Genomic DNA, 12,398 nt, shown 5'->3' with positions numbered 1-12,398 from the left:
CGCGGCCGATCAGGGCGCCCGCGTGATCCTGGCCGACCTCGAAGCCCGCTTCGGCGGCTCGGCCAACTGGTCGGGCGAGACGATTGACGGCGCACCGGGCGCCGACTGGGCGGGGCGCATCGTCGGCCAGCTCGAAGGCAATGACAATGTCCGCCTGCTGCCGCGCACGACGGTATGGGGCTACTACGACGGCAACACGCTTGCCGCGCTCGAACGGGTGACCGAACACAAGGAAGTGCCGGCCAAAGGCGAGCCGCGCCAGCGTTATTGGGCAATCCGCGCCAAGACGGTGGTTCTCGCCACCGGTTCCTTCGAGCGCCCGCTGGTGTTTCCCGGCAACGACCGTCCGGGCGTCATGCTGGCGCATGCGGCCGAGCGCTATGCCAATGAATATGGCGTGCTGCCCGGCGAACGGATCGCGTTGTTCACCAACAACGACAGCGCCTATCGCTCGGCCGTTGCGCTGAAGCGGGCCGGCGCCGCAGTCGTCGCCATCGTCGATGTCCGCAGCGACGTGTCGAACGAGATGAGCAGGCTGGCGAGCGAGGCCGAAGCAGAGCTGCTTGCCGGCCATGCCGTGGTCGCGACCGAAGGCGGCAAGGCGCTCACCGGTCTCAAGGTGCAGCGGTTCGACCTGATGAGCGGCGCGCTCAGTGGCGACGAGCGCAGCATCCATGCCGACTGCTTGGCTATGTCGGGCGGCTGGTCGCCAACCATCCATCTCGCCAGCCAGGCCGGCGCGAAAGCTGAGTGGGACCCGGCCCGGCAGGCCTTCCTGCCGCCGCAGCCGACGCAGCGCTGGATCGGCTGCGGCGCCTTCACCGGCAGCTTCTCGACCGCCGAAGCCATTGCCGAGGGCCGCGCCGCCGGCCTTCAGGCCGCCGGCGGAACGACGTCCTCCGCGCTGCTCCCGATCGTCGAGGCCACCCCCGGCGATCCCGATCCGGCGCCGGTCTTCGAGATCAAGGCCAAGGGTAAGAGCTTCGTCGATTTCCAGCACGACGTGACCGCCGAGGATGTGCGGCTCGCGCATCGCGAGGGCTTCGTCTCGGTCGAGCATCTGAAGCGCTACACCACGCTCGGCATGGCGACCGACCAGGGCAAGAACTCGAACGTGCCTGGCCTCGCTATCATGGCCGAGGCGCTCGGCAAACCGATCCCGGAAGTCGGCACGACTCGCTTCCGCCCGCCCTATACGGCGGTCTCGATCGGCTCGCTGGCAGCCGAGCGCTTCGGCGATTTGAAGCCCGAGCGGCTGACGCCGATGCATGACTGGCACATCGACAATGGCGCGACCATGTATTCGGCAGGTCTCTGGTACCGCCCCATGATCTACGGCCTTCCCGGCGAGACGGTCGAGCAGGCCTATGTGCGCGAGGCCAAGGCGACGCGCGAGAGTGCCGGCATCGTCGATGTCTCGACACTCGGCAAGATCGCCGTTCAGGGGCCGGATGCGGCGGAGTTCCTCGACCGCGTCTACACCAACATGTTTTCCACGCTCGCCGTCGGCAAGGCCCGCTACGGCCTGATGCTGCGCGAGGATGGGCTTGCCTTCGACGACGGCACCACCTGGCGGCTCGGCGAGCAGGACTTCCTGATGACCACCACCACCGCCAATGCCGGCAAGGTGATGCAGCATCTGGAGTATTTCCTCGACGTCATCTGGCCTGAGCTGAAGGTAACCGTCACCTCCGTCACCGACGAATGGGCGGGCGCCGCGATCGGCGGCCCGAAGGCGCGTGCGATCCTCGCCGCCTGCGTGACCGGCACGGCCGTCGACAACGCCACGCTTCCCTTCATGGGCATCGTCCATGGCGAGATCGCCGGCGTGCCGGTGATGATCTGCCGTCTGTCCTTCTCCGGCGAAATGGCGTTCGAGGTCTATTCCGGCGCCGGCTATGGAACGCGGGTGTGGGAGGCTCTCATCGAGGCCGGCAAGCCATTCGGCCTGGTCACCTACGGGCTCGAGGCGCTGGGGACCATGCGCATCGAGAAGGGCCACGTCACCGGCGCGGAGATCGACGGCCGCACCACGGCGCGCGACCTGCATCTCGACTGGATGCTGTCGAAGAAGAAGCCCTTCATCGGTTCCGCCATGATGGATCGCGAAGGCCTGATCGCTCCGGACCGGCTGGAACTGGTCGGCCTGATCGCCCTCGACAACCGTGCCTTGAACGGCGGCGGACATATCGTCGAGGAGCTGGACGAAGCCAATCCGCACGATTCGATCGGCCATATCACCGCTTGCTGCTATTCGCCGGCGCTCGGCAAATACATAGCACTTGCCCTGGTCAAGGGCGGCAAGGCGCGCCACGGCACGCGCGCCTTCGTCTCCGACCCGCTGCGCAACCGGTTCGGGCCGATCGAGATCGTCCCCAACCACTTCTACGATCCGGACGGGAGCCGCATGCATGGTTGAGCGTCAATCACCGCTTGAGCCGATTTACCACCCGGGCTCGCACGGCAATTTCGAGCATGGCGTGGACGTTATCCTGTCCGAAACGCGGCCGGGCTCGATCCTGCAGCTTGCCGCATGGCCGGGCGAGGAAAAGCGGCTGATGTCCGGCATATACAAGGTGACGGGCCTTGCCCTGCCGGATGGCGCCGGCGGCGGCGTCACCAACGGCGGGAAGTCGGCATTCGGCTTTGCGCCGGGCAAATTCACCGTGGTCGACGAAGCCAAGGGCTTGGCCTCCGCATTCACGGGCGTGATCACGCCATCAATCGGCACGCTCACCGACCTTTCGCACGGCCGCACTGCGATCCGCATCGCCGGGCCGAAGGCGGAGTGGGTGCTGGCGAAATTCTTCGCCATCGACTTCGCCTTGCCGGCCTTCCCGCTCGGTGCCGGCCGCTCGACCAACCATCACGATGTCTTTGCCCAGATCCAACGCAGTGGCGCCGACCAGTTCGACATCTATGTCTTCCGCTCCTTCGCGCGCTCGTTCTGGAAGGCCTTGTGCCACGCCAGCGAGGAAGTCGGTTACGAGGTGCACTAAGCACTTCAGGAAAAGTGCTGCCAGGCCAATGGATTTAGCGCAGCAGGTCTTGGCACTATCGACGGCCACAACTGCTGCTTGAGCCTTGTGCCAACGAAGACAATAGATAAGGAATCACGGGCTCTTGTCGGGGCAGGCGTCCGGTCAGGCAACCAGTTCGACCATACCCTTCCATGACTGCAGAGATTTCGGCGACAGCCACGACCCGCTTTGCCCCGGCGGGTGAGCCATCGATGCTGCTGCCGGCGACCGTCGCCTGCGGCGTCTTCATGACCAGCCTCGACCAGAATGTCGTGGTGACCGCGCTCCCCGGCATCGGCCAAAGCCTTGATCGCCCGCCGAGCCAGCTCGGTCTTTTGATCACCGTCTATGTCGCGAGCCTCATCGTCACGATGCCGCTCGGCGGCTGGTTGGCCGACCGCTTCGGCCTGCGCAACGTCTATTGCTTTGCGCTGCTGGTCTTCGCCAGCGCCTCGGCGCTCTGCGGCATGTCGGAAAACATCTGGATGCTGGTCGGCTCGCGCGCGCTGCAGGGTTTCGGCGGCGCGCTGATGGGCACCCTTGGCCAGGTCGTGATCCTGTCGAGCTTTCCGCGCGACCGCACGCTCAGGATCAACATGTACATCTCGCTCGCCGGCCAGTCCGGGCCGCTGGTCGGGCCGCTCGTCGGCGGCGCGCTGACCACCTATGTCTCCTGGCGCTGGATCTTCTACATCAACATCCCGATCGCGCTGACGGCCGCGCTGCTCGCGGCCTCGCTGTTTCCCTCGACCACGAAGCCGGTCCGCACGCCGTTCGACTTTCCGGGCTTCCTGCTCGTCGGCAGCGGCATGGCGCTGCTCGTCTTCGGCATGGATATGCTTGCCGCGAAGGACGCCGCCGCCGGCATTATCGGCGCCGAGCTCGGCCTGGCAATCACCATCCTCACCGTCGCCGCCTTCTATTGCTTGCGCGCCCGCAATCCGCTGCTCGATCTCAATTTGCTGCGCATTCGCACCTTCCGCATCAGCTTTCTCACCGGCGGCGGGCTCGACACGATCGGGCTGAGCTCCGTTGTCTTCCTGCTGCCGCTGATGTTCCAGCTCGGCTTCGGCATGAGCGCCGTGCAGGCCGGATCGCTGACCTTCGTCGCGGCGATCGGATCGCTGCTGATGCGCTTCTTCATGCCGCGCATCTTGAACCGCTTCGGCTTCAAGCGCGTTCTGATCACCAATACGCCGATAGCCGCCTTGCTGGTCGCTGGTTTTGCCTTGATGCAGGAAAGCATGCCTACCTGGATCGTGCTTGCCTACATCTTCGTCTTCGGCCTCTTCCGTTCGGTGCAGTGGGCCTCGACTGGCAATCTCGCTTACTCGGACATCGCGCCGGAGCAGCTCTCGCGCTTCAGCGCGCTCTACTACATCCTCTGGCAGCTGGCGGTGGCGATCAGCGTTGGTCTGGCGGCGGCGATGCTCTCGCTGCTAGCCGGCGGCGGCCAGGCCAGCGTCAACGGCTACCGCATCCTGTTCATTGTCGAAGGCTTGATCACGCTTTGCGCGCTGCTCGCCTATCTCAGGCTGACACCGCAGGACGGCGCGCATGTCAGCGGCCATGGCGCGCATATGAGCACGGATTAGCAAATCGGGCCGCGGTCCGTCCGCGCTGGCGCTACTCCGCGAACGTCACCCAGTCTTCGAGCGGGGCGCGGTCGGTGCGGAATTCATTCTCGGGCTTGGAGTTGTCCTCGTAGCCCAGCGCCATGCCGCAGACGACGACCTCCTCGTCGGGAATGTCTAGCACCGGGCGGATCTGCCGGTGGTAGGGCGCGAAGGCCGCCTGCGGACAGGTATGCAGCCCCCTGCCCCGCGCCGCGACCATGATGTTCTGCAGGAACATGCCGTAGTCGATCCACGATCCCTTGTTCAGCCGCCGGTCGACCGTGAAGATCATGCCGACCGGCGCGTCGAAGAAGATGAAGTTGCGGTCGTGCTGCGCGCGCATCTTGTCGACCTCGCGCCGGCCGATGCCGATGGCGCCGTAGAGACCGAACCCGTTGGCGCGGCGCCGGCTGAGATAAGGCTCGAAGAATTGGTCGGGGTAGTAGCGGTACTCGTCCCATTCAGCTTTCTCGGCGCGAATGCCGGAATTGAGGATGGCGTCGCTGATACGCTGCTTCACCTCGCCCTTGGTCACATAGACCCGCCAGGGCTGCATATTGGTGCCGGACGGAGCCCGCGCCGCCACCGTCAGGATGGCGCGGATCGTCTCATCGTCGACCATGTCGGGCAAAAATGCGCGCACGGACCGGCGCGAAATGATCGCCTCGTCGACGATCGCCGCATCGAGCGCGTTCCGGCTATTCTTCTCCAGCATGGGCCGTCCCTTCACGCATGGCCGGAACCCGCAACCGGTTTCCGCAACGACCATCCGCAGACACTGATAACTAACTGGTCCCCGACCTGACGTCCCCACTCGCCGTTCGTCGGCGAGCCTTTGCATCAACCGCCAAAATCGCGCAAGCAAATCTTGCGCTTCGTGAAAATCCACTTGATTTTTTCATAAGCTTGCTATCTCATGAAATTTGTTCAGATTTTTTCACGCCAGCCTCAGAGAAACGATTGACCTCGACCGCTGTCAGACCGGAGCAGGACAATGGCGAGCGGCTGCTGGCCGGCGACATCCGTGCGCTGCGCAAGGCGCGCGGGCTGACACTGGCCGAGATCGCCCTCAGGCTCGGCCGCTCAGTCGGCTGGGTCAGCCAGGTCGAGCGCGGCCTGTCGGTCCCTTCGCTCGGCGACCTCAGGGCCTTCGCCGAACTCTTCGGCGTGCCGCTCAGCCTGTTCTTCAGCCATGACGTGCCTGTCGAAAAGGAGCGCGGCGTGGTCGTGCGCGCGGGCAGCCGCCGCACGCTTGGCACAAGCGAATCGGGCCTCGTGGAGGAGCTTCTGTCGCCCGACCTCGGCGGTAGCTTCGAGATGCTGCGCTCGGTCTTCGCGCCGGGCGCGGAGCTGAAGACCGAGGCGCGCCGCCCGACCGAGGAAGCCGGCTACGTCGCGTCGGGCACTTTCGAGATCGAGATCGGCGGCGTCTGGCATCGCCTCGGCGAAGGCGACTCGTTCCGCTTCGAAGGCAAGCCGTTTCGCTGGCGCAATCCTGGCGCCGAGCCGGCAGTCGTCATCTGGGTGGTTTCGCCGCCGGTGTACTGAACCAATGCATGCCGCCCAAAAGTGTGCAGCGGTTTTGGGGACAACGGTGTGCATGAACAAAAAGAAAAAGCGCGTCATGACGCGCCTTGGATTTGGAGGAGAACATGGCCGGTTTGCCGACCACGGCACGCGTGGTGATCATCGGAGGCGGTGTCGTCGGCGCCTCGTCGCTCTACCACCTCTGCAAGGCAGGCTGGACCGACTGCGTGCTCTTGGAGAAGAACGAGCTGACCTCCGGCTCGACCTGGCACGCCGCCGGCAACGTGCCGACCTTCTCCTCGTCATGGTCGCTGATGAATATGCAGCGCTACTCGACCGAGCTCTATCGCGGTCTCGCCGAAGCAGTCGACTATCCGATGAACTATCACGTCACCGGCTCGCTCAGACTCGCTCACACCCAGGAACGCATGCAGGAGTTCCAGCGCGCCAAGGGCATGGGCCGCTACCAGGGCATGGATATCGACGTCGTCGGTCTCGACGAGATCAAGCGCCGCTATCCCTTCATCGAGACGCATGACCTCAAGGGTGCGCTCTACGATCCGAGCGACGGCGACATCGACCCGGCGCAGCTGACCCAGGCGCTCGCCAAGGGCGCGCGCGACATGGGCGCGAAAATCATCCGCTTCTGCCCAGTCACCGGTGTTCGCCGCGAGAACGGCGAATGGGTCGTCACGACGCCACAGGGCGAGATTCGCTGCGAGATCGTCATCAACGCCGCCGGCTACCGCGCCGCCGAGGTGGGCCGCATGTTCGGCCGTGAAGTGCCGATGATGGTGATGAGCCATCAATACATCTTGTTCGAGGAGATCCCCGAGCTCGCCGCCTGGACGAAGGAGCAGGGCAAGAAACTGCCACTGCTGCGCGACGTCGACACGTCCTATTACTTGCGCCAGGAAAAGACCGGCATGAATCTCGGCCCCTATGAGCGCAATTGCCGCGCGCATTGGGCGACCCACAACGATCCGATGCCGGAGGATTTTTCCTTCCAGCTCTTCGCCGACGACCTCGACCGGCTGGAGCATTACCTCGCCGACGCCGTCGCGCGCGTGCCGATCCTCGGCACCGCCGGCCTGTCCAAGGTTATCAACGGTCCGATCCCTTACGCGCCGGACGGCAATCCGCTGATCGGGCCGATGCCCGGCGTGCCGAATGCCTTCGAGGCCTGCGTCTTCACCTTCGGCATCGCCCAGGGTGGCGGCGCCGGCAAGGTGCTGGCCGAGTGGGTGACCGAGGGCCAGACGGAATGGGACATGTGGTCCTGCGATCCGCGCCGCTTCACGTCATTTGCATCAGCGCCGGACTATTGCGTCGCCAAGGGCATGGAGATCTACGGCAACGAATACGCCATCCAGTTCCCGCGCCATGCATGGCCGGCGGGACGCGACCGCAAGCATTCGCCGCTGCACGACCGCATCAAGGCGCTCGGCGGCCAGTTCGACGCCTACAATGGCTGGGAGCGAGCCACCTGGTATGCGAAGCCCGGCGACGACATTTCGGAAGAAGCGACGCTGACCTTCCGACGTGAAGGACCGTGGCAGCAGCGCGTGCGCGAGGAATGCCTGGCCGTGCGCGACGCCGCCGGCATCCTCGACCTGCCCGGCTTCTCGCGCTTCAACCTCGAGGGTCCGGGTGCCGCCGAATGGCTGGCGCTGCAGGTCACCGGCCTGGTGCCGAAGCCCGGCCGCATCGGCCTCGTCTACTTCGCCGACGACAAGGGCCGCATCGTCACCGAAATGTCGGTGGTGCGCCATGGCGAGGACCAGATGACGCTGATCACGGCGGCGGTGGCACAGTGGCACGATTTCGAATGGCTGAAGTCGCGCATGCCGGCAAATGCGGCCTTCACGCTGACCGATCGCACCGAGGAATATTCAACGCAGATCCTCGCCGGTCCGAACTCGCGAAAAATCCTTGCCGAGGTCTGCGACGCCGATCTCTCGCTGCCCTGGCTGACGCATCAGGAGACGACCATCGCCGGGCGCTGGGCGAGACTGGTACGCGTCTCCTTCGCCGGCGAGCTCGGCTGGGAGATCCACACCAAGGTTGCCGACACTTTGACTGTCTTCGACGCCGTCTGGGCTGCCGGCCAGAAGCACGGTCTGAAGCCTTTCGGCATGTATGCGCTGGATTCGCTGCGGCTGGAAAAAGGCTACCTCGCCTGGAAGGGCGATCTGTCGACCGACTATTCGATCCTGCAGGGCGGGCTGGAGCGCTTCGTCAAATGGGACAAGCCCGACTTTCGCGGCAAGGCGGCGCTTCTGAATGAAAAACAGCAGGGCGTGAAGAAGCGCTTCGTCACTCTGGTCGTCGAGAACCCCGGCGACTGCGATGCGCCCTATATGTCGACGCTCTGGCATGACGGCAGGATCGTCGGCGAGACCACGTCCGGCGGCTGGGGCCATCGCGTCGGCAAATCCATCGCGCTCGGCATGCTGCGCTCCGATCTCGCCGAACCGGGCACGTCGATCGAGGTCGAGATCTTCGGCGACCGCTTCAAGGCGGTGGTGCAGAAGGACGAGCCGCTGTGGGATCCGAAGAATGAGAGGTTGAGAGCCTGATGCCAAAACCATCAAAGCGCATTACCGGCATCGTGCCTTCGGGCAAGGATGGCTGGGAAGTCCATTTCGCCGCCTGGACCCGCAAGCAGGCCGGTGAGGACATCATCATGCTGTCGGTCGGCGACCACGACTTCGACACGCCTTCGGAAACGATCGAAGCCTGCGTCAACGCCGTTCGCGGCAGCAATCACCATTACACGCCCCTGCCCGGCCTGCCCCGCTTGCGCAAGGCGATGGCGGCGGCTTCCACCGCTTGCACCGGCATCCTGACCGAACCGGACGAGATCATCGCCACGCCGGGCGGCCAGGCGGCGCTCTATGCCGCCGTGCAGGGCGTGCTCGATCCCGGCGATCACGCCATCGTCGTCGCGCCTTACTACGCCACCTATCCCAACACCTTCAGCGCCGCGGGCGCCAGCTTCACCGTCGTCGAGACGCCGGCCGAGGACGGCTTCCAGCCGCGCGCCGATAGTATCCGCGCGGCGCTCAGGTCCAACACGCGCGCTATCCTGATCAACACGCCGAACAATCCGACGGGTGCCGTCTATTCCCGCGAACGGCTCGAGCAGCTGGCCGAAATCTGCAAGGAACATGACCTCTGGCTGCTGTCCGACGAGGTCTACTGGACGCTCGGCGGCGGCGAGCACATCTCGCCCCGCTCGCTGCCAGGCATGGCAGAGCGCACGCTGGTCATCAATTCGATGTCCAAAAGCCACGGCATGACCGGCTGGCGCATGGGCTGGCTGACCGGTCCGAAGGCGATGATCGCGCTGATGACCGACCTCAACCTGGTGACAACCTACGGCCTGCCGGCCTTCATCTCGATCGCCTGCGCCGAAGCGCTGGAGAACCACTACGGCGTGAAGGAAATAGCCGAGCGCTACGCCGCGCGCCGCACGGTCTTTCTCAATGCCACACGCGGCGTGAACGAACTCACCGTGCGCGGCTCCGAAGGCGGAATGTATGTCATGCTCGACATTTCCACCGTCGAGCCCGACGACGAGAAATTCGCCTGGGCGCTGCTCGACAAGGAAAAGGTCGGCGTGATGCCCGGCTCGAGCTTCGGCGAAGCCGCCGCCGGCCATATCCGCATCAGCCTCTGCCAGCCCGAAGCCGTGCTTCAGGAAGCAGCGCTTCGCGTGCGCCGTTTTGCCTCCAACTACCGCCGCGAGGCCGCATGACCAAAGCGATTCCAACCAAAGCCCGCGCCGTCGTCATCGGCGGCGGCGTCTCCGGCTGCTCGGTCGCCTATCATCTGGCCAAGCTCGGCTGGACCGACATCGTGCTCTTGGAGCGCAAGCAGCTCACTTGCGGCACGACCTGGCATGCGGCCGGCCTGATCGGCCAGCTGCGCGCCTCGCAGAACATGACGCGGCTGGCGAAATACTCGGCCGACCTCTACGTCAAGCTCGAGGCCGAGACCAGCGTCGGCACCGGCATGCGCCAGGTCGGCTCGATCACCGTCGCGCTGACCGAGGAGCGCAAGCACGAGATCTACCGGCAGGCATCGCTCGCCCGCGCCTTCGATGTCGACGTGCGCGAGATTTCGCCGAGCGAAGTCAAAGAGATGTATCCACATCTCAACGTCTCCGACGTCGTCGGCGCAGTGCACCTGCCGCTCGACGGCCAGTGCGACCCGGCCAACATCGCCATGGCGCTGGCCAAAGGCGCGCGCCAGCGGGGTGCGACCATCATAGAAAACGTGAAGGTCACCAAGGTCCACACCAGGAATGGCGGCGTCTCCGGCGTCTCCTGGGCGCAGGGTGAAGATCAAGGCACGATAGAGACCGATATCGTGGTCAACTGCGCCGGCATGTGGGCGCGCGAGCTCGGGCGCCAGAACGGCGTCACCATCCCGCTGCATGCCTGCGAGCATTTCTATCTCGTCACCGAACCGATCCCCGGCCTCTCCCGACTGCCGGTGCTGCGCGTGCCGGACGAATGCGCCTACTACAAGGAGGACGCCGGCAAGATGATGCTCGGCGCCTTCGAGCCGGTGGCGAAACCTTGGGGCATGGACGGCATCCGCGAGGATTTCTGCTTCGACCAGTTGCCCGAGGACATGGACCATTTCGAGCCGATCCTCGAAATGGGCGTCAACCGCATGCCTATGCTGGGCACGGCCGGCATCCACACCTTCTTCAACGGTCCCGAGAGTTTTACGCCGGACGACCGCTATTATCTCGGCGAGGCGCCGGAACTTTCCGGCTACTGGATGGCGACCGGCTACAATTCGATCGGCATCGTTTCCTCGGGCGGCGCTGGCATGGCGCTGGCGCAGTGGATCAACGACGGCGAGGCGCCCTTCGACCTCTGGGAGGTCGACATCCGTCGCGCCCAGCCCTTCCAGAAGAACCGCCGTTATCTCAAGGAGCGCGTGTCCGAAACGCTCGGCCTGCTCTACGCCGACCATTTCCCCTACCGCCAGATGGCGACCTCGCGCGGCGTGCGCCGCTCGCCCCTGCACGAGCACCTGAAAGCGCGCGGCGCCGTCTTCGGCGAGGTGGCGGGATGGGAGCGCGCCAACTGGTTTGCCCGCGAAGGACAGGAGCGCGAGTACCGCTATTCCTGGAAGCGGCAGAACTGGTTCGACAACCAGCGCGAGGAGCATCTGGCCGTGCGCAACGGCGTCGGCCTGTTCGACATGACCTCGTTCGGCAAGATCCGCGTCGAAGGCCGCGACGCTCAGCGTTTCCTGCAACGGCTCTGCGCCAACGACATGGACGTGGCGCCGGGAAAAATCGTCTACACGCAGATGCTCAACGCCAAGGGCGGCATCGAGAGCGACCTCACCGTGACGCGGCTTACGGAGACGGCCTATTTCCTCGTCGTGCCGGGGGCCACCTTGCAGCGCGACCTCGCCTGGCTGAGGCGGCATGTCGCCGACGAGTTCGTCGTCATCACCGATGTGACTGCGGCCGAGGCCGTCATCTGCCTGATGGGTCCGGACTCGCGAAAACTGATCCAGAAGGTCAGCCCAAACGACTTCTCCAACGAAGCCAATCCGTTCGGCACCTTCCAGGAGATCGAGATCGGCATGGGCCTCGCCCGCGCCCACCGTGTCACCTATGTCGGCGAGCTCGGCTGGGAGTTTTATGTCTCGACCGAGCAGGCCGCCCATGTCTTCGAGGCGATCACTGAAGCCGGCGCCGGTGTCGGCCTGAAGCTCTGCGGCCTGCATACGCTCGATTCCTGCCGCATCGAAAAGGCCTTCCGCCATTTCGGCCACGACATCACCGACGAGGACAATGTGCTGGAAGCCGGCCTCGGCTTTGCCGTGAAGACGGGCAAGGCCGACTTCATCGGCCGCGACGCCGTGTTGCGCAAGAAGGAAGCCGGGCTGAATCGCCGCCTGGTGCAGTTCCGCCTCAAGGATCCGCAACCCCTGCTGTTCCACAACGAAGCGATCCTGCGCGACGGCAAGATCGTCGGCCCGATCACCTCGGGCAACTACGGCCACCATCTCGGCGGCGCCATCGGCCTCGGCTATGTGCCCTGCAAGGGCGAGAGCGAGGCGGAGGTGCTGGCCTCGTTCTACGAGGTCGAGATCGCGGGTGAGCGTTTCGCGGCGGAAGCGTCGTTGAAGCCGATGTATGATCCGAAGGCGGAACGGGTGAGGATGTAGCGCCATCTTCCCTTCCCCCCTTGTGGGAGAA

Annotated in this window: 8 protein-coding genes; 7 read left to right on the top strand and 1 reads right to left on the bottom strand. The window is 65.0% G+C overall.

From position 1 onward, the window contains the following. From DH10_RS24525 to DH10_RS24515, 3 genes are all read left to right on the top strand, one after another. Positions 1-2,419 (top strand): sarcosine oxidase subunit alpha family protein (locus DH10_RS24525; RefSeq protein WP_192385445.1); only part of this gene is annotated, 2,419 nt, incomplete at its 5' end. Beyond that, positions 2,412-2,999, top strand: a complete 588-nt coding sequence (gene soxG, locus DH10_RS24520; protein WP_192255792.1) for a sarcosine oxidase subunit gamma family protein — start codon at positions 2,412-2,414, stop codon at positions 2,997-2,999. The genes DH10_RS24525 and soxG, both read left to right, overlap by 8 nt. A 233-nt stretch (positions 3,000-3,232) precedes the next feature. Next, positions 3,233-4,615, top strand: a complete 1,383-nt coding sequence (locus DH10_RS24515) for an MFS transporter (protein WP_246811636.1) — start codon at positions 3,233-3,235, stop codon at positions 4,613-4,615. 31 nt (positions 4,616-4,646) lie between these two features. Here the strand turns inward: DH10_RS24515 and DH10_RS24510 are convergent, their stop codons facing one another. Continuing rightward, on the bottom strand, positions 4,647-5,351 hold the full coding sequence (locus tag DH10_RS24510) for a nitroreductase (RefSeq protein ID WP_192255788.1): 705 nt from the start codon (positions 5,349-5,351) through the stop codon (positions 4,647-4,649). 245 nt (positions 5,352-5,596) lie between these two features. Between DH10_RS24510 and DH10_RS24505 the strand changes: the two genes are divergently transcribed. The 4 genes from DH10_RS24505 (at position 5,597) to DH10_RS24490 (ending at position 12,367) form a co-directional block, all read left to right on the top strand. Beyond that, positions 5,597-6,184, top strand: coding sequence for a helix-turn-helix domain-containing protein (locus DH10_RS24505; RefSeq protein ID WP_192255786.1), 588 nt, complete (start codon positions 5,597-5,599; stop codon positions 6,182-6,184). 104 nt (positions 6,185-6,288) lie between these two features. Beyond that, a complete protein-coding gene (locus DH10_RS24500; RefSeq protein WP_192255784.1) occupies positions 6,289-8,742 on the top strand; it encodes a GcvT family protein in 2,454 nt (817 codons plus the stop codon). Further along, positions 8,742-9,923: a pyridoxal phosphate-dependent aminotransferase gene (locus DH10_RS24495; protein WP_192255782.1), complete on the top strand. Its 1,182-nt coding sequence runs from the start codon at positions 8,742-8,744 to the stop codon at positions 9,921-9,923. The genes DH10_RS24500 and DH10_RS24495 overlap by 1 nt, the downstream gene beginning before the upstream one ends. Further along, positions 9,920-12,367: a GcvT family protein gene (locus DH10_RS24490; RefSeq protein ID WP_192255780.1), complete on the top strand. Its 2,448-nt coding sequence runs from the start codon at positions 9,920-9,922 to the stop codon at positions 12,365-12,367. Before DH10_RS24495 ends, DH10_RS24490 begins: the two co-directional genes overlap by 4 nt. Positions 12,368-12,398: the final 31 nt, after the last annotated feature.

The sequence above is a fragment of the Mesorhizobium silamurunense genome (assembly GCF_014843825.1).
In the GTDB taxonomy this organism is placed as follows: Bacteria; Pseudomonadota; Alphaproteobacteria; order Rhizobiales; family Rhizobiaceae; genus Mesorhizobium; species Mesorhizobium silamurunense.
Note: the sequence above shows the minus strand (reverse complement) of the source record. Positions and strands in the feature narration are given on the sequence as shown.

Excerpts from the sequence above, each read along its gene's own strand:
- soxG (WP_192255792.1), top strand. The coding sequence starts at position 2,412 with ATGGTTGAGCGTCAATCACCGCTTGAGCCGATTTACCACCCGGGCTCG.
- DH10_RS24515 (WP_246811636.1), top strand. The coding sequence starts at position 3,233 with ATGCTGCTGCCGGCGACCGTCGCCTGCGGCGTCTTCATGACCAGCCTC.
- DH10_RS24510 (WP_192255788.1), bottom strand. The coding sequence starts at position 5,351 with ATGCTGGAGAAGAATAGCCGGAACGCGCTCGATGCGGCGATCGTCGAC.
- DH10_RS24500 (WP_192255784.1), top strand. The coding sequence starts at position 6,289 with ATGGCCGGTTTGCCGACCACGGCACGCGTGGTGATCATCGGAGGCGGT.
- DH10_RS24495 (WP_192255782.1), top strand. The coding sequence starts at position 8,742 with ATGCCAAAACCATCAAAGCGCATTACCGGCATCGTGCCTTCGGGCAAG.
- DH10_RS24490 (WP_192255780.1), top strand. The coding sequence starts at position 9,920 with ATGACCAAAGCGATTCCAACCAAAGCCCGCGCCGTCGTCATCGGCGGC.